Annotated in this window: 14 protein-coding genes and 1 riboswitch; of the genes, 10 read left to right on the top strand and 4 right to left on the bottom strand. The window is 58.7% G+C overall.

The features are described 5' to 3' along the window. Positions 1–49: 49 nt before the first annotated feature. Positions 50–2,383 carry a heavy metal translocating P-type ATPase gene (locus tag ACRZ96_RS07960; RefSeq protein WP_480771825.1) on the bottom strand — a complete coding sequence of 778 codons (2,334 nt, stop codon included), beginning with the start codon at positions 2,381–2,383 and terminating at the stop codon, positions 50–52. A gap of 159 nt (positions 2,384–2,542) precedes the next feature. Between ACRZ96_RS07960 and ACRZ96_RS07955 the strand changes: the two genes are divergently transcribed. Continuing rightward, positions 2,543–2,842 (top strand): hypothetical protein, encoded by a 300-nt coding sequence (locus ACRZ96_RS07955; RefSeq protein ID WP_480537045.1) that lies wholly within the window; start codon positions 2,543–2,545, stop codon positions 2,840–2,842. A 41-nt stretch (positions 2,843–2,883) separates the two neighbouring features. Here the strand turns inward: ACRZ96_RS07955 and ACRZ96_RS07950 are convergent, their stop codons facing one another. Continuing rightward, a complete protein-coding gene (locus ACRZ96_RS07950) occupies positions 2,884–3,546 on the bottom strand; it encodes a L,D-transpeptidase (protein WP_170402530.1) in 663 nt (220 codons plus the stop codon). 215 nt (positions 3,547–3,761) lie between these two features. Continuing rightward, positions 3,762–3,974, top strand: a riboswitch (cobalamin riboswitch). Positions 3,975–4,050: 76 nt separating this feature from the next. On the opposite strand from ACRZ96_RS07950, the gene ACRZ96_RS07945 reads away from it, so the two are divergent. Beyond that, positions 4,051–4,734: an energy-coupling factor ABC transporter permease gene (locus ACRZ96_RS07945; RefSeq protein WP_170392744.1), complete on the top strand. Its 684-nt coding sequence runs from the start codon at positions 4,051–4,053 to the stop codon at positions 4,732–4,734. Positions 4,735–4,839: 105 nt separating this feature from the next. On the opposite strand, the gene ACRZ96_RS07940 is transcribed toward ACRZ96_RS07945, so the two are convergent. Continuing rightward, positions 4,840–5,079 carry a transglutaminase-like cysteine peptidase gene (locus tag ACRZ96_RS07940; RefSeq protein WP_480706384.1) on the bottom strand — a complete coding sequence of 80 codons (240 nt, stop codon included), beginning with the start codon at positions 5,077–5,079 and terminating at the stop codon, positions 4,840–4,842. A gap of 257 nt (positions 5,080–5,336) precedes the next feature. Between ACRZ96_RS07940 and ACRZ96_RS07935 the strand changes: the two genes are divergently transcribed. Then, positions 5,337–6,587 carry an aminotransferase class V-fold PLP-dependent enzyme gene (locus tag ACRZ96_RS07935; RefSeq protein ID WP_480706386.1) on the top strand — a complete coding sequence of 417 codons (1,251 nt, stop codon included), beginning with the start codon at positions 5,337–5,339 and terminating at the stop codon, positions 6,585–6,587. Between the two features lie 21 nt (positions 6,588–6,608). Next, entirely contained in the window at positions 6,609–9,053 is a 2,445-nt protein-coding gene (locus tag ACRZ96_RS07930; RefSeq protein WP_480814384.1) for a GcvT family protein, read from the top strand. 16 nt (positions 9,054–9,069) lie between these two features. Here ACRZ96_RS07930 and ACRZ96_RS07925 read toward each other — a convergent pair whose 3' ends face one another. Further along, positions 9,070–9,957 (bottom strand): LysR substrate-binding domain-containing protein, encoded by an 888-nt coding sequence (locus tag ACRZ96_RS07925; RefSeq protein ID WP_170637152.1) that lies wholly within the window; start codon positions 9,955–9,957, stop codon positions 9,070–9,072. Between the two features lie 203 nt (positions 9,958–10,160). Here ACRZ96_RS07925 and ACRZ96_RS07920 point away from each other — a divergent pair, with 203 nt between their 5' ends. The 6 genes from ACRZ96_RS07920 to ACRZ96_RS07895 are packed head-to-tail and all read left to right on the top strand — an operon-like array spanning position 10,161 to position 17,389. Further along, the gene (locus ACRZ96_RS07920; RefSeq protein ID WP_480814383.1) at positions 10,161–11,516 is read left to right on the top strand and encodes an MmgE/PrpD family protein; all 1,356 of its coding nucleotides are present in this window, start codon (positions 10,161–10,163) and stop codon (positions 11,514–11,516) included. A gap of 16 nt (positions 11,517–11,532) precedes the next feature. Then, on the top strand, positions 11,533–12,774 hold the full coding sequence (locus ACRZ96_RS07915) for an FAD-dependent oxidoreductase (RefSeq protein WP_170407405.1): 1,242 nt from the start codon (positions 11,533–11,535) through the stop codon (positions 12,772–12,774). A gap of 1 nt (position 12,775) precedes the next feature. After that, the gene (locus ACRZ96_RS07910; RefSeq protein WP_170511596.1) at positions 12,776–13,039 is read left to right on the top strand and encodes a sarcosine oxidase subunit delta; all 264 of its coding nucleotides are present in this window, start codon (positions 12,776–12,778) and stop codon (positions 13,037–13,039) included. After that, positions 13,039–15,876 (top strand): 2Fe-2S iron-sulfur cluster-binding protein, encoded by a 2,838-nt coding sequence (locus ACRZ96_RS07905; RefSeq protein WP_480814382.1) that lies wholly within the window; start codon positions 13,039–13,041, stop codon positions 15,874–15,876. The genes ACRZ96_RS07910 and ACRZ96_RS07905 overlap by 1 nt, the downstream gene beginning before the upstream one ends. Before the next feature lie 2 nt (positions 15,877–15,878). Then, positions 15,879–16,427, top strand: a complete 549-nt coding sequence (locus ACRZ96_RS07900) for a hypothetical protein (RefSeq protein WP_480814381.1) — start codon at positions 15,879–15,881, stop codon at positions 16,425–16,427. Further along, on the top strand, positions 16,424–17,389 hold the full coding sequence (locus tag ACRZ96_RS07895) for a D-2-hydroxyacid dehydrogenase (RefSeq protein WP_480814380.1): 966 nt from the start codon (positions 16,424–16,426) through the stop codon (positions 17,387–17,389). The genes ACRZ96_RS07900 and ACRZ96_RS07895 overlap by 4 nt, the downstream gene beginning before the upstream one ends. The last annotated feature ends 2 nt before the right edge of the window (positions 17,390–17,391 follow it).

Raw genomic sequence — 17,391 nt, 5'->3', positions numbered from 1 at the left:
GCCAGTAAGCGAGGCGAAAGCCGGACACCTTGAAGTCCGGCTTCCCCTCTTATGTGGTCGCAGCGCCTATTCCCTGCGAGCCAAGGGTATTTGCCGCAGTCTGGGCGGTGTGATCTTCCGGAGCTTTCAGAAGCCGTAAGGCATTGGCTACGACCAGCAAGGACACTCCGACATCTGCGGCGATTGCTCCCCACATTGATGCCAATCCAAAACCGGTAAGGGTCACAAACAGTGCTTTGGTCGCAAGTGAGAACCCGATGTTCTGACGGATGATCGACATGGTTCGACGTGAATGATCGATCAGCCAGGGTACTTTGCCGATGTCATCAGTCATCAGAGCAATGTCTGCAGTCTCAATAGCAGCATCAGATCCAACTGCACCCATCGCAACTGCATAATGTGCCCGAGCCATCGCAGGCGCGTCGTTGACGCCATCGCCGATCATCGCAACCATCTCGTGCTGTTCTGCCAGTTCCTCAATCGCAGCGACTTTGTCCTCCGGCAGAAGTTGGGCCCGAACTTCGTCGATGCCGACTTCGGCTGCTACCGCTCTCGCTGTTTGTTCGTTGTCACCAGTCAGCATGATGATTGACTTCACGCCCTGCGCATGAAGCCGGGCAACGATGCTTCGGGCTTCGGGGCGAATGCGGTCCCGCAGCTCAAGCAAACCGGTTAACCCGTTCTCATCCCCGACAACAACAAGTGTGCTTCCCGCGCTCTCGATTTGGTTGCGCAACTCGGCAGGGATGGACGCGCCAAAACCTTTCTCGACAGCGAAGCGGTCAGAGCCAAGCCAGATATCTCCACGCTCGGTACGGCCTTCCAGACCACGACCGGGAACGGTTCGGATGTCTTCAGCCGCCGATATCGAAATGTCGGTCTGTTCTGCCCGGGTCAAAATGGCGCGGGCCAGCGGGTGTGAAGACCGAACCTCGAGGCTGGCAGCGCTCGCTAACAGCTCCTGCTCGGATGCGGCGCCCAGCGGATAGACATTGGCCACTTCAGGCTCACCCATGGTGATCGTGCCTGTCTTGTCCATGGCTAGTGCGGTGGTACGCCCGGGGGCCTCGATATATGCGCCGCCCTTAATCAGAACCCCAGCCCGGGCCGAAGCGGTCAAAGCCGCAACGATTGAAACCGGTGTGGAAATTACGAGCGCACAGGGGCAGGCGATAACCAGCAGAACAAGCGCATTGTAAAACCAGAAGCCCCACGATGCGCCAAATGCAAGCGGCGGGATCAGGGCGATGGCCACTGCGACGACCATAACGATGGGCGTATAGATCCGCGCAAATTTTGTAACCCACTGCTCAACCGGCGCGCGGCGCGCATGAGCATCACCGACCATCCGGATGATCTTGGCAAGCACGGTGTCTGACGCTGTTTTCGTCGCACGTATTTTGAGGGTGCCTTCACCATTGATTGTGCCGGCATAGACCTCATCACCCAGCTCTTTGGGAATCAGCGCGCTTTCACCCGTGATTGGAGCCTGGTCAACGGCACCGGCCCCTTCGATGACTTCTCCGTCAAGTGGAATGCGATCCCCACCTCGAACGATGAAGCTGTCACCGACAAAGACATCCGCCGCCGGGACCGTTGCCTCAGAACCGTCAGCACGAACCAGCCGAACCGTCGGGGGGGCCAGATCAAGCAGCGCGGACACCGCGTTCCGAGCACGTCCGACACTCCAGCTTTCCAGATAAAGAGAGAGCGAAAAGAAAAATGCTACAGTTGCCGCTTCAAAAAACTCACCCAGAGCGATGGCACCGGCGACGGCAACAACCATCAAAAGGTTCATATCAGGCGAAAGTCGACGCGCCGAAGACCAGGCCTTAGGGGACACCAGCCAGACGCCAAACAAGATCGCGACTGCGAACAAAGCTGCCTCGGGCAAAGGCATCGGAACCTCACCATGTCCCGAGAACAGCCCGAGCGCACCGCCCATGCCGGTTTCGAAAATGTGCCAGCCAAAACCTGCTGCCCAAAACCCTCCGCTAAGAGTGGTGAACCGCCGCTGACGTGCAATATGCGCCGCCTGGTCCTGGGCGGCATTTCCGTCATCCCATGGTTTGGCGGTCATACCAGTACTCGCAACCAGCAGCATGACATCTTCGTCAGATAACTTGGAAGCACTTTCAAGAAGCGTCATCCGACCGTTGATCACATCAAATGCGAGATGCTCTTCACCACCTGCTTTCGGGCCGACGACACGGTTCAGGATCGCCACCTCTTCGGCGCAATCAAGGCCAGAGACCTGAAAGCTTCTACCACCTTCAGGAATTGGACCGGCGGGGGCGATGTCGCCACACCCGCCACTACCGCATGCGTGGTGACCATGTTTGTTTTCGTGGCCATGGTCGTGGCTATGGGTATCGGATGACATGATTGGACCTCAAGAATCTCTATGGTCCTTTGTAAATAGTTCCTACAGTAACTAGAGCTTCAATACCTTTTATATTTTTTTCATCCGGGTTCTTTGCCTGCGATATTGTTAGTTCATTTCGTCTTGCGGGCCGGCCGTGTGGATGCAATCTAATTGCAGATGACGCAAAAAATTTGGAACAGATCAATGCAGAAACGGATCGCAATTACCATCACGTTAGTCTCGATTACGGCTGGTTGCTCAGCCCAGTTCACCGGAGCCAAAAGCAAGGCACTTGAACCAGGCAACGTGCCAGATTCGGTCGTAGCGCTGGCAGGGCCGGCGCAGGATTTGACCACGGCACGCCTTTTGCCAGAAGATAATTGCTTTTGGTATGAGCACAGCGGACCCGTCGAGACGACATTGGTACCATTGCGCGCGACGAATGGCGCTCCGATCTGCATTGCGCGCGACGCCTGATCGAAATGAGGGCAGCGACGTCCTTGTACGCTGCCCAATATTCATGAGCGGGCTGTGACGCTATCTTCGGCAGAGTATAGGAAAGCGGTCGAGCCGGTTTTCACGTTTGGGTAGAGGTCATTGATATGAGCCATGATCATTCGCACACATCCAGAACTTGCGCGACCGCCGATGCTTCTTGGCTCAGGCGTGCCGTGAATTCTGAGATATGTGTCTCGGTCTCCAACGTATAGATAAAGGGCACGAGAGCCGAGAGCATTATTCGGCCCGGGCTCCATGCCATTCCGGAATTCCGCGTATTCGGGGTTGCGCTCGATCATTGAAGCGGTTGGTGTCCAGTGTGGCCATTCGACCTTTCGGCGGATAACATAGGTGCCGGGCTCGTAAAGGTTCCCGCGCGCGATCGCTACGCCATAGCGCATTGCGGTCCCGCCTTCTTCGATATGATAGAGATAGCGCGCGACGGCATCCACATGGATGTCACCTGGAACCAAACCATCATTTGCCGCGACGCGTCTTGGTAAAAAACGGTCATGAACACCCCACGGATTTGAGGTCATTGGATCGTAACCAATTGGCGTGACCTGACTGTCCCAATAGGTCTTCTGCGATGCGGTTGGCCAGGTTTTGGCGATCAATGGACTGGCCGCAGACGCCGAGAACAGCGCTGTGGTGGATTGAATGAAATGGCGCCTTGTAAGCATAGGTCTCGTCCTGGTTCACAAGTTTAACGTATTTGGATCGCACTATCGCGAATTAATCCGAATCTTAAAGCCTCTAGCAGCTAGAGCTTCAAGAGGTTTCAGGTAACGCTTGGTTTACCCTGTCGATCAAGTGACCGGTTGCGTGAATCCTGCTTCGGTCGAGTTTACATTGGAATAGGTCGCAAAGACAATTGACACAGGCGAAGCCGCCATTGTAGCGGTGAATTGTTTTCGGTTCCTGATGGCGGAAGCCAAAAGGATTAAAAGGGAATACGGTTCGGTGTTTTCAATGGCGCCAATTCCGTAACTGCCCCCGCAACTGTGAGCGGAGAGCGATGCCAAGACACCACTGGTTCGTAATGGAACCGGGAAGGTTGGCGGAGCGAGCACCCGCGAGTCAGGAGACCTGCCGTAAAGCGCCGGGCTATGCCCAGACTGAACCTGTCGGCCTTACGGTCGATTCAACCTGACAAGCCGCCGGGTGAGGCGGTAGGGAGAAAGAACATGCATATCGAACCGGGCATCGTGAATGGTGCCAAAATCGCGCTTTCCTATGTTACCGCCGCAGGTGCGGCTACTTACGCAGCGAAAGAAACGTTTTCCACATTGCGTGCGAATGGACCTGCATCTTTTGTTATGCGCTCGGTGCTCGCCACCGTTGGGGTTTTCCTTTTCTTCGAAGTCCTGCCGCATTTCCCGGTTGGTGTCTCTGAAGTCCACTTCATCCTGGGGTCGACGCTGTTTCTGCTTCTCGGTGCTGCACCCGCGGCTTTTGGATTGGCAGCTGGTCTCCTGATTCAGGGTGTGTTTTTTGCCCCGTTCGATCTTCCGCAGTACTTCATCAACCTGACCACTCTGCTGGTGCCGCTATTTGCGCTACAGGCACTGGCCAGCCGCATCATCGCACCCGGCACAGCATATGTTGACCTCAAATATGGCCAAGCTCTTGCCCTAAGTGCGACGTATCAGGGAGGAGTAGTCGCATGGGTTGGGTTCTGGGCCTTCTACGGCCAGGGTTTCGGCGCAGAAACCATGGCGTCGGTTCTGTCCTTTGGCGGCGCTTATATGCTGGTAATCGTCATTGAGCCGATTGCTGATCTGGCAGTGCTTGCGGCAGCCAAGGCAATGCGCGGTTTGAACAGTACAGGTCTGGTGACTCCGCGTTTGTACAACGCTGCGAAAGCTTGACCAAAGTTTGAAGCAGTGTCCTAAACTTGGGTTGCCGCGAAACAACCAGTAGTCGCAGGACCAAAATTTTATTGTGGCGCGTCTCTAGGGCGCGCCACATTGTCTTTAGCCGCTAGAAACCTGTACCCAACGATCAGGGTGATTTGGGTCCTGTATTCGTAGGAAAAGATACCTCGTTTCCTTCCAAGATTTGATCCTGTTGGTGACATTGTCCAGAATCAAATCGCCTTCACTCGAGCGATAAACTAAAACTGCATGGCCACTGCGATTGGTGTCCAAGACAGTTGCAATAAGTAGCTTCGTAGGATCCAGGCCGTTCTGCATTAGTTCAAACTTCTTTTGCAAAGCGATGTCTCTAGAACCACGCTCAGGTTACAAACCGTCGGCCTGACTAGCGGTTTCGCAACCGAGCGAAGGCATGCGTGAGGGTGTGATCGGGCCGACGAAATTGAAATTCGCGAACCATATTGTTCTTGTGGCTGAGCTCTCTTGGCTCGATGGTCTCAATTTCCACCCACAATGCCCCAAGTTTTTTTGTGAGTAGTTTTGCAAAAGGGCGCATATATCTTGCCAGAATGACATTTTCGCAGGAATGGTTCCCGATGACCAAGATCACTCCAGAATTGCTTGAACAAATCCGTGCCCGATTTGCGCAGGTTGACCACTGCCCGCAGCAGGGACCGCGTATTTTCTTTGAAAACGCGGGTGGGGCGCTGACGCTGAATTCGGTTGTGGGCACCTCGCAGGCTTATGCTGCGATCCCTGACAATCAGGGCCGCGACAACCCGGGAAGTCACGAACTGGTGCGGGTAATCAACAAGGCCAAAGAAGATATGGCCGTGTTCATGAACGCCCCCGGTGGCCAGTTCTTTGTCGGCGAAAGCGGGACCGAGCTGCTGTTTCGATTGATCATGAACGCCTGTCTGGGCACCGCCACCGGTCGGGTACTTGGCACAACGCTGGAACATCCCGCGACCCGAAGCGCTTGCGCGCGTTGGGCCGGGGTGGCCGGGCAAGATCATGTTCTGGTGGTCCATGACGACGCCACAGGCACCGTCACAGCAGATGCTTATGCGGCGCAGGTAACGCCGGACACAAAGGTTGCGACTATCGTGCACACCTCGCCGGTGACCGGTATGGGCGTGGATGTAGCGGCTGTGGCTGCCGAGATCCGCGCCGTTGCGCCCAATTGCTTCATCATAATCGACGGTATCCAGCACGCCGCGCATGGCCGGATCGACCTAACCGCCTATGATGTCGATGGCTATGTGATCTCGCCTTACAAGGTGTTCTCGCGCCATGGTTACGGGGTGGCCTGGATTTCTGACCGGCTGACCAAGCTGCCACATAACAGCTTGATCGACGGCCCCGCCGACAATTGGGAAATGGGGACGCGTGATACCGGCTCTTACGCTACAATGTCTGACGTAATCAGCTATTTCGAATGGCTGGGCGCACAGGTCAGCGACGCCACCGACCGGCGCGCAAAATTCGTCGCTGCCGGAGAGGCGATCCATGAGCAGGAAAAAGCGCTGACTGATGCGATGATCCGCGGAACCGGCAACCTGCCTGGGCTGGCCGAGATGGAGAAGGTGACCATTCTGGGCGGTGTCGATAACCCTGCACGCGAGGGGCTGGTGTCACTGCAGGTCGAGGGCGTGCCGTCGGTCGATGTGGTCAAGCAACTGAACGAACAAGGCATCCGTACGCATTTGCGCAAGGCCGATCACTACTCGGGCAACATCTTGACACCGCTTGGCATGGACAGCTGCGTGCGTGTTTCGATGTGCCACTACAACAGCGTCGCCGAAGTGGCCCAGTTTCTGGGTGCAATGAAAACCATCGCCGCCTGAGGCATTTGAGAGGGGAAGCACATGAAAACGCATGCACAAGCGGTTGTAATCGGCGGTGGCCTAGCCGGCTGTTCAATTCTGTATCATCTCGCCAAGTTGGGTTGGACCGATGTGGTCCTGCTAGAGCGGGACGAACTGACCAGCGGCTCGACCTGGCACGCGGCGGCCAACATTCATGGGCTGCATGACAACAACAATATCACCCGCATCCAGCACTATACGATGAATCTATATAAAGAGCTGGAACAGGAAACCGGTCAGAGCTGCGGCGTGTTCCAGCCCGGCTCGCTCTATTTAGCGCAAACCGAAGAACGCGAGCATCAGCTGCGCCTGCAGGAAGCCAAGGCTAAATTTTATGGTTTGAACTTCCACGAGGTCAGTCGCGAGCAGGCCAAGGAACTGCACCCGCTGGCGCAGTTCGACGATATCCGCTGCATCATGTATGAACCCGATGGCGGCAATGTGGATCCCTCGGGCGTGCCCCACGCCTATGCTGCCGGTGCCCGCGCCATGGGAGCAACCATAGAACGGTTCTGTCCGGTGCTAGGTACGGATCAGCAACCCGACGGGTCTTGGATCGTGCGTACCGCAAAGGGCGATATTCACACGCAATGGATGGTGAATGCCGCTGGTCTTTGGGGCCGCGAAGTTGCGGCGCTGGCGGGGCTGACTCTGCCGTTGCAACCGACCGAGCACCAGTACTTCGTGACTGAATCCATCGAAGAAGTTGCCAATCTGGGCCGTCGCCTTCCGTCAATTGCAGACCGGGATGGCGAGTACTATTTCCGTCAGGAAGGCAACGGATTGCTGATCGGGGCCTATGAGAAGGACATGAAGTTCTGGGCCGAGGACGGCACGCCGCTGGACTTTGCCCATGACCTGTTCCCCGACGATTTGGATCGGATCATGGAAAACGTGATCCGCGCTACCGAACGTGTGCCAGTTGCCGCCACCGCAGGGGTCAAACGGGTGATCAACGGGCCGATGATCTGGTCTCCGGACTCCAGCGCCTTGTGGGGTCCGGTGCCCGAACTGAAGAACTATTTCCTCTGCGGCGGACTGATCCCGGGTTTCTCGCAATCGGGTGGTCTGGGCCTGCTGGCGGCGCAGTGGATGATCGAGGGCGAGCCGCAATACGACATGTTTGCATGGGATCTGGCCCGCTTCGGCGCCTGGGCCGACAAAAAATTCACCAAGGCACGGGTTGAGGACCAGTATACCCACCGTTTTGCCATCCACTTCCCGAACGAGGAGCGTAGTGCAGGTCGCCCCGCCCGAGTCCGCCCTGCCTATGAAATGCAGAAAGACATGGGCTGTGTCTTTGGTCTGAACTGCGGCTGGGAGCATCCCCTATGGTTCGCCGATCAGCCCGGCGTGCAGGAAACCAACGGCTTCACACGCCAGAACTGGTGGGAGCCGGTGGGACGTGAGGTACAGATGCTGCGGGAGAATGTGGGCGTCATCGACATATCGAATTTTGCGAACTACATCATCAAAGGACCCGGTGCGCAAGATTGGCTGGATCGCTTGGTCGCCAACCGCGTACCGACCGTGATTGGGCGGTCTTGCCTGACGCCGCTGATCTCTGTCCGTGGCGGCGTGGCTGGAGATTTCACCATAACCAAGGTGGCCGATGACGAATACATGATGATCGGATCGGGCATGGCCGAGCGCTATCATCAACGCTTTTTCAACATGATCGACCTGCCAAAGGACACAACCTTCGAAGTCGCCACCGACCGCATAGCAGGGTTCAACGTCGCCGGTCCGAAAGCGCGTGACCTGCTGCAGCGGCTGACCAATGCAGACCTGTCGAACGAGGCGTTCCGCTTTATGCGCTCGGCCACAATCGAGGTTGCAGGTGTCACCTGTCTGGCCATCCGCGTCAGCTTTACCGGCGATCTAGGGTGGGAGTTGCACTGCGCCGAAGAAGATCAGACCCGCCTGTACGCTGCGCTGCTGGATGCGGCCAAGCTGCTGGATGGCGGCCCCGTTGGCGGCCGCGCGCTGGGGTCGTTGCGGATCGAAAAAGGTTATGGCTCATGGGGCCGTGAGTATTCGCAGGAATACTGGCCGCAAGAGGTCGGGCTGGCGGGCCTGATCAAGCTAGACAAGGATTTTCTGCACAAGGATGCGTATCTGTCGGTCAAGGACAACGCCGCGCGCGAAGTGCTGTCAATCTTCGAGGTCGAAGTCTCCGAGGATGCCGACGCTACCGGCGGTGAGCCGATTTTTACCCCGGATGGTACCCCGGTTGGCCGCGTGACATCCGGTGCATACGGCTATTCGGTCGGCAAATCGCTAGCGCTTGGCTATATAAGTCCTGAGGTCGCGCAATCTGGTGATACGGTCGAAGTGTTCATCCTTGGCAAGCCCCATAAAGCGAAAATCCTGTCCGAGCCTCCTTTTGACCCGGATGGAAACCGCCTGCGTGATGTTAAACCGGCACTGGAAGGGGCTGCCTGAGCAGCCCCGTTGCAGGTCAGCGGTTCATGCTGGCGGCGGCGTTTAGCAGCCAGTCCTGAAACAGCCTGACCGACGGTGAAACGGGTTTTTTCTTGAGACGCACGAAATAGGCCCAGGGGCTGTCCAAATCGAATTCGAACGGTTCGATCAGCAGCCCCCGGTCCACATAAGACCCGGCCAAAGAGCGGGGTAGAGCGACGCAGCCCAACGACTGCGCCGCCATCTCCATTGCCAGATTTGAAGCGTTGGTCCGCAGCCCTTCCTTCTGGTTCAGGTCTGCCAGATCAAAATGACGTGCGACCCGTTCCCAATAAGCTGGACGACCCAAAATATGGATCAGAGGCGCCTCTTGCAGTTGCGCCGGATCGGTCAGCTGCGCGCCATTGACTGTGAATTCGGGCGCACACACGACCGCAAGCTTTTCGGCCCACAGCTGCCGTGCGCCCACCGTCACATCGTCAATATGATTGACCGTTATCGAAATGTCCGAGACGTTCGGCTCGACATCAATCCAGACGGTGCCGTGTACCGTCAGGTCGATATCCGGGTGCTGGTCGCTAAAGCCCCGGATTACGTCCGGTAGCCAATTCTCGGCCAGGCTGACCGGGCAAGACACGACGACTTTGCGGGTGTGTGACCGCTGGATGACCGATTGTGTGGCCACGTCAATCTCATGCAGAGCATGCCGCACTGAAGGCAGATACGCCTCGCCCACGTCGGTCAGCGACAATGACCGGGCATGGCGCACGAACAGAGGCCGCTGCAAAAACTCTTCGAGCGAACGCACATGGTTGCTGACGGCCGATTGGGTGCAGTTCAGCTCATCTGCCGCGCTGGTAAAGCTGAGGTACCGGGCGGCGGCCTCGAAGGATCGCAGGAAGATCAGGTGGGGCAGGTTCATCATGGCGACATATTCCTGGGCGGGCGGATGGGTGGTGCGCCGGGAATCCTGTTTCGCGGCGGGAATTGATCTGGTTCATATGCTACAATGGAGCGGAGCCAAAGCTACAAATTTTCCGGGGCCATTGCCCTCGTATTGTTTTCGTGCTGCGATGGGCAAACACACTTAGGTTTTGGCCGAACCCGAAACCTCATCTGTAGGGCATCGTGACCAACACATTTCAAACTATCGCAAAGTTTGCGCTAAATCGAAGGGTGCAGGATTTCCCCGACAGCGCGCTCGAAGCGGCAGCACTGATGCTGCTGGACACGCTGGGGATCACCATCGGGTCCGGACCGATGCAGGCCGGTCAGATCGCGCGTGACAGCGCAGTGGCGCTTTACGGTGCGGGCGATCCGGGCCTTAGCGCACGGATGCTGTTCGATGGCCGCAAGGTTAGCGTTGCCGGCGCGGCTTATGCCGCTGCGACTCAGACCGATAATCTGGATGGCCATGACGGCTATAACCCCACCAAGGGCCATATCGGTGTTGCCGTTGTGCCGGCTCTGGCGGCTTTGGCGGAAACGGTCGCGGATTTTTCCGGCCCCGAGGCGTTGGCGACCGTAACTATTGGATACGAAATCGCCGGGCGCGCCGGGATTTCGTTGCATGACACAGTCAGCGACTACCACACTTCCGGCGCATGGAACGCGTTGGGAGTTGTGGCCGTTGCCGCCCGTCTGCGCGGGCTGAGCGCAGAACGGATGCGGCAGGCCATGGGCATCGCCGAATATCACGGGCCGCGCAGTCAAATGATGCGCGAGATTGCCAACCCCACCATGCTGCATGACGGCTCGGGCTGGGGCGCGCTGGTGGGTGTATCCTCGGCAGTGCTGGCCGAGAAGGGATTTACCGGCGCGCCGGCGATCACCATAGAGGCGGATGAGGTCGCGCATCACTGGCGGGATCTGGGCAGCTTCTGGCAGATGGAAAATCAATATGTGAAGCCCTATCCGATCTGTCGTTGGGCCCATGCAGCGATCGACGCCACCAGGGCGCTGATGCGTGAATATGGCCTGTCTCATCAGGACATTGCCGCGATTCAGGTGAACACTTTCCACGAAAGTGCCTGCCTGTTTCAGGGTATGCCGGATGACACTTCGAAGGCGCAGTATTCGCTGCCCTTCGCTGTGGCGACGATGGTCGCGCACGGCCGTATCGGGGTCGAGCATATCACCGGCCCGGGCCTCTCCGATCCGCTGGTCGCGGCGATTGTCGACCGTATCTCGGTGGCCGAGACCGCGCGCCATTCCGACCGCTTTCCTCAAAGCCGCGTTGCTGATGTCGTCATGACCTTGACGGATGGGCGGGAACTGGCGTCGGGCGACGTCCACGCGCGCGGCGGGCCCGAGGCACCCATGGACCGTGACGAAGTGATTGCCAAGTTCATGGAGTTCGCCACTCCACCGCTGGGGGTCAGCCGTGCCGCCGCCATACGCGACGCGGTTCTGGGGTTGCAGTCGCCGGACGCCAAATTCTCGGATCTCGGCGCGCTGATTTATGACGCCGCTGACAACCGCTGAAATCAGGACAACAAAAATGCCGCTAAGGCTGCTGAAATACGGGCTATCCGCCGATTACCCTGTCACCGGAGACATTCCGGCCACGCCAGAGCTTAAATCCAGTTACGATGTGGTCATCGTAGGTGGTGGCGGCCACGGACTGGCCTGTGCCCACTACCTATCAAAGTATCACGGCATCACCAATGTGGCTGTGCTGGAAAAGGGTTATCTGGCGGGCGGCAACACCGCGCGGAACACCACTACCATCCGCTCGAACTACATCACCAAAGAGGGCATCGCGTTCTACAAGGAAGGTGTGCAGCTTTACGGGGAGATGAGCGAAGAGCTGGATTTCAACGTCATGTTCAGCCAGCGCGGTCAACTGACGCTGGCCCATACCGAGGCGACGCTACGCTCGTTCCATCTGCGGGCCGAGATGGGTAAACACGCGGGCACTCGGATCGAGGTCGTTGATGCACAGACGGTCAAGGACCTGTCCCCGCATCTGAATATGGATGAGGGCGGGCCGCTGGAAATCATCGGCGGTTTGTGGCACGCCGATGGAGGCACTGCGCGGCATGATGCGGTGGCCTGGGGCTATGCAGCGCAAGCCAGTAGGCGCGGGGTGGAAATTCATCAACGTACCGAGGTTGAAGGGTTCGACACTGCCGGTGGCAAGATCACAAAAGTGCGCACCAATCGCGGTGATATCAGTGCCGGGCAGGTGATGATTGCTGTCGGGGGCATGAACTACGACATGGCGATGAAAGCCGGGGTAGAATTGCCGATCCGTTGCTATCCGTTGCAGGCGATGGTCACGCAGCCGCTGAAACCGTGGCTGCACACGCTGGTCAGTTCGGTCAGCCTGCACACCTATCTGGTGCAGTCATCGCGAGGCGAGATCGTGATCGGCGGTGGCTCGGACCCTTATCAGCTGTATTCCACCCGCTCGACACTGGACATGAAAGAACATCTGGCCGAAGGCGCGGTACATTTGTTCCCGTTCCTGCACGGGGTGCGTCTGCTGCGACAATGGGCCGGGATTACCGACATGACGCCCGATTACTCACCCATCATGGGTGCCAGCCCATTGTCCAACCTATGGCTAGATTGCGGTTGGGGCACCTGGGGGTTCAAAGCCACTCCGGTGGCGGGCAAGTACATGGCGCAGTCCATCGCCAACCAGAAGGTCGCGCCGATACTCGAACCCTTCACAATGGAGCGTTTCGCCACCTTTGATCTGCTCAATGAAATGGGCGCAACTGCCGCGAGCCACTGACATGAAGATCCTGATCTGCCCGATGAACGGGCCCCGCAATATTAATGAATTCCAGAGCTTCGGCCCCCTGCGCGCCAACCCCGACCCGGATGCAACCAGCGATCAGGACTGGGCACGTCACCTGTTCCGTGCCAACAATTCACGTGGAACGCTGGTGGAATGGTGGCGGCACGTGCCCTCGAACTATTTCTTTCTGGCCGAGCGCAACGCCACCACGAACGAGGTGATCCGCACTTTTGACCCCTCAGAGCTGGAGCAAAGGTGATGGCCCGACTTCCCGCACCCTGGGGCAACAGGATCAATCGAGATGCGCCGGTATCGTTCGGCTTTGAAGGGCAGGCGTTTCAGGGATACGAAGGTGATGTGATCGCCTCGGCTTTGGCCGGGCAGGGGAAGTGGATGCTGTCGCGCTCGTTCAAATACCACCGACCGCGCGGTGCGATGTCGATGGCGGGCACCGAGGCCGATACGCTGGTGCAACTGCCCTCGGACCCGAACGTGCAGGCCGACCGGCATCCGATTTCGGCAGGGCTGCAAGTTAAGGCGCAGAACGTCAACGGATCACTGGCGCGAGACCGCGACGCATTCATGGACAAGCTGGGGCGATTCATGCCGGTGGGGTTCTATTATCGTACCTTCATGGGCCCGACGCGCAATAGCTGGCTGAAACTGTGGGAGCCGCTGATCCGCAAGAAGGCTGGGCTGGGCGTTCTGGATATCAACGCACCGAATGAAGACTACGAAAAGGCCAACCTGTTTTGTGACCTGCTGGTCGTCGGCGCGGGGCTGGCCGGGTTGACCGCCGCCATCGAAGCCGCCGAAGCCGGGGCTGACGTCATCCTAGCCGAGCAGGAGCCGGTATTGGGCGGCGCGCTGACCTATGGCCGCGATGTCGACAGGCTGTCCGACCTACTGGCGAAAGTGCAAAGTCTGCCGAACCTTCGCATCATGACCGATACAGTGGTGAACGGCTGGTTCGAGGACAACTGGCTGCCGCTGATCCGGGGCAACAAGCTGTTCAAGACGCGCGCGCGCGAGGTTCTGCTGGCCACCGGCTGCATCGAACAGCCCGCGATCTTCCGAAACAATGACCTGCCGGGCATCTTGCTGGGCACTGGCGCGCAACGGCTTATGCGGCACTATGGTGTGAAACCGGGCAAGCGCGCGGTGGTACTGGCCGCCAATCTCGACGGTTATCGGGTGGCGCTGGATCTGTTGGACGCAGGCGTAGAACTGGCGGCTGTGGTTGATCCGCGCCCCGGCGGCAGCGGCAGTGAGCTTGGCCAGCAACTGGCAACAAGGGGAACGCGTGTCATTCACGGCGCCGTGGGCGAGGCGCGTGGCAAGACCCATGTTACCGGCGTAAAGGTCGGAGGCGACTGGCTAGATTGCGATCTGTTGGTAATTTCGGTCGGCTATGCGCCAATGTGGCAACTGCCCTGTCATGCTGGCGCGAACCTTGGGTACAATGAAACGGCGGCGCGGTTTTCCCTGTCTCTGCCAGACGCTCCGCTGGGCATTGCCGGGGGTGTTGCCGGGGTCTTTGCGCCTGATGCGGTGGTGGCCGATGCGCAACGCGCGGCACAGACGGCGTTGACTCGTCTGGGGCTGCCAACCCGCGACATCGCGCAGGTTGAAGATGTCGAGGCTGCGTTGACGAATTTCGAACCGGCAATCGCCGGGCATCCCAAGGGCAAGGATTTTGTCGACCGGGACGAGGATATTCAGATCAAGGACCTGCAAAACGCGGTTAAGGAAGGCTATCGCGAGCTGGAGCTGATCAAGCGCTTTACCACAGTTGGTATGGGGCCGTCACAAGGGCGGCACTCGGCGCTGGCCACCGCCCGGGTGGTGGCCAAGGCGACCGACCGCACAATCGGGCAGATCGGCGTGACTACCGCCCGTCCGCCCTTTGGCCCCGAAACGCTGGGCGTGCTGTCTGGTCATCATCACCCGGCAGACAGGCGCACCGCGCTGCATCACGAACATATCCGGTTGGGGGCGGACATGCGCCCGGTCGGAGCGTGGTGGCGGCCTTATTTCTACGGCCCCAAACAAGACGCCAAGCGCCTTATCGAAGAAGAGGTGCATGCGGTGCGCAATGGGGTCGGCGTGCTGGATGTTTCAACTCTGGGCGGGCTCGAGGTGCGTGGCCCGGATGCGGGCGAATTCCTCAACCGCATTTACACCATGGCCTATAAAAAGCAGCCTGTGGGCCGCTGCCGGTACTGCCTGATGACAAACGAAATGGGCACGGTGATCGACGATGGCGTGGCGTATCGACTGGCCGAGGATCTGTTCTATGTCACCGCCACCACCGGGGCCGTGGCGCGGGTTTATTCGGATATGTTGTTCTGGAATGCGCAGTGGCGGTTGGATGTGGATGTGCTGAACGTCACCTCGGCCTTCTCGGGCTTCAACATTACCGGTCCCAAGGCGCGCTCCGTGGTCGAAGCGCTGGACAGCGACATCGATTTCTCGCGCGATGGCTTTGCCTATCTCGACGGGCGTAGCGGCATGGTGGCCGGGGTGCCGGTGCGCGCCATGCGGATTGGGTTCACCGGCGAGTTGAGCTACGAGCTGCACTGCCCGACCAGCTATGCCAACACCCTGTGGGATGCGGTGATAGCGGCGGGTCACGCGCACGAGTTGCGCCCTTACGGGCTGGAAGCCAGCCGGATTCTGCGGTTGGAGAAAGGCCATATCCTGATTGGTCAGGACACCGACGCGCTGACCTCGCCGGATGAGCTGGGGTTCGAATGGGCGATCTCGAAGACCAAGCCGTTTTTCGTGGGCAAGCGCTCAACCGAGATGCGCCGAAACAAAGGCCTGCCGCGCAAGCTGGTCGGGCTGACATTCGACGGGCCAGATGTACCGGGGGAAAGCTGTCTGGTACTGAGGGACGATGTACCGGTGGGGCATGTGACCTCGGTCCTGTGGTCGCCGACGCTGAACACCCATATCGCGCTGGCATATGTGCATGGCGATGACGCTACGCAAGGATCGCAGGTCACGGTGAAGTGCCGCAATGGCAAGCGTGTCGTAACAACTGTGCGCGGCCACACCTTTTTTGATCCTGAAAACAAACGGCAGGAGGTGTGATGATGCGAACCTATCCGCTTGACCCAAAGGGCGCTGCTGAAGGCACACTACTGGTTTCCGGGCAGATTATCGTGCAGGACCTGACCCATACGCCGCGTTTTGGCCTCAAGGGCCGAGGCACCGTGGCGTTTTTGCAATCGCGGGGCCTGAAGGTGCCAGACGTCAACGAAACCGCCAATGGCCTTCTGCGTCTGGGTCAGGAAGAGGTGGTGGTACTGGATGCGCCTGCCGACCTGTATGCCCGGTGGCAGGTCGCCGCCACGCCAAAGGGCTATTATTCCTGGCGCGAGGAAACCTGGGCCATGATGCACCTGACCGGCCCGCGCCTGTTCGATCTGCTGGCCAAGATTTGCCCGGTCGACCTGTCGCCCGGTGCCTTTCCAGTGGGAAAGATCGCACAGACTCGCGTGGGCTATGTCGAGGCAATCACATGGCGCAACGACCGCAAAGGTGTGGGGTTCGATGTCCTTTTCGACATCGCCGCCACTGCTTTTTTCGCCAACGCGGTAGCCATTGCAAGCGCCGAGTTCCAACCGGAGGTACCCGCATGAAATCCCCCACCGTGATCTTGCACACCGATAACCCCGACGCTGCCCGTGCGGTTCTTGCTGAAGGTCATCCCGATCTGCCGATCCACACCTGCGACAGCTATGAGGCGCTCACGGGTTTGATCGAGGATACAGGAGCTGAGGTTGTATATTCCGTTCGCTTTGCGGGCACCCCCGGCTTTCCACGCGCAGCACTGGTCGAGAACCCGCAAATCAAATGGGCTTCGGTCGGCGGCTCGGGCACCGATCACCTGAACCCTTGGAACCCTGAAGAGGTAACGGTGACAAATGCCGCCGGGGTCGCCGCCGATATGATGGCACAATATGCGCTGGGGGCGATGCTGCATTTCACGCTGGATTTCCCGGGCTTTCGTGCCGCGCAGGTGCGGCGGGACTGGATCGGCGGCAAAGTCGAGCCCATCGACGGCAAGACGGTGCTGATCATCGGCCTTGGCAAAACAGGAGAGGCTGTTGCGGCACGGTCCAAAGCTATGGGGCTGAACACAATCGGTGTACGGGCCCGCCCGAAACCGACTCCCAACGTGGACGAGGTACACGGGATGGAGGCTTTGCCTGATCTCTGGCCACGCGCTGACTTTATCGTCGTTTGCGTACCACTGCTGGACAGCACGCGCGGTCTGGTCGGGGCGGAGGCTTTTGCCGCCATGAAACCGACGACGGTGATAATCGACGTCTCACGAGGTGGGGTAATTGACGAAGCACCTCTACTGGCCGTGCTGGAACAGAACCGGATCAGAGGCGCGGCGCTGGACGTGTTCGTTACCGAACCCCTGCCTCAGGGGCACAGGTTCTGGGAACTGGACAACATGATCGTCACACCGCACTGCAGCTCGGTCTATGACGGCTGGGATCTGAAATCGGTCCGCATGTTTTCCGAGAACCTGATGCGCTATCGCAAGGGCGAGGTGCTGAACAACACCGTAAATCCACAACGGGGATACTAGGT

This window comes from Ruegeria sp. CF1 (assembly GCF_056537445.1).
This window is presented reverse-complemented; position numbering and strand designations above follow the sequence as displayed.

Coding starts and splice junctions, on each gene's coding strand:
- ACRZ96_RS07935 (WP_480706386.1), top strand. CDS start 5,337: ATGACCAAGATCACTCCAGAATTGCTTGAACAAATCCGTGCCCGATTT.
- ACRZ96_RS07915 (WP_170407405.1), top strand. CDS start 11,533: ATGCCGCTAAGGCTGCTGAAATACGGGCTATCCGCCGATTACCCTGTC.
- ACRZ96_RS07895 (WP_480814380.1), top strand. CDS start 16,424: ATGAAATCCCCCACCGTGATCTTGCACACCGATAACCCCGACGCTGCC.
- ACRZ96_RS07925 (WP_170637152.1), bottom strand. CDS start 9,957: ATGATGAACCTGCCCCACCTGATCTTCCTGCGATCCTTCGAGGCCGCC.
- ACRZ96_RS07945 (WP_170392744.1), top strand. CDS start 4,051: ATGCATATCGAACCGGGCATCGTGAATGGTGCCAAAATCGCGCTTTCC.
- ACRZ96_RS07950 (WP_170402530.1), bottom strand. CDS start 3,546: ATGCTTACAAGGCGCCATTTCATTCAATCCACCACAGCGCTGTTCTCG.
- ACRZ96_RS07955 (WP_480537045.1), top strand. CDS start 2,543: ATGACGCAAAAAATTTGGAACAGATCAATGCAGAAACGGATCGCAATT.
- ACRZ96_RS07900 (WP_480814381.1), top strand. CDS start 15,879: ATGCGAACCTATCCGCTTGACCCAAAGGGCGCTGCTGAAGGCACACTA.
- ACRZ96_RS07910 (WP_170511596.1), top strand. CDS start 12,776: ATGAAGATCCTGATCTGCCCGATGAACGGGCCCCGCAATATTAATGAA.
- ACRZ96_RS07960 (WP_480771825.1), bottom strand. CDS start 2,383: ATGTCATCCGATACCCATAGCCACGACCATGGCCACGAAAACAAACAT.
- ACRZ96_RS07930 (WP_480814384.1), top strand. CDS start 6,609: ATGAAAACGCATGCACAAGCGGTTGTAATCGGCGGTGGCCTAGCCGGC.
- ACRZ96_RS07905 (WP_480814382.1), top strand. CDS start 13,039: ATGGCCCGACTTCCCGCACCCTGGGGCAACAGGATCAATCGAGATGCG.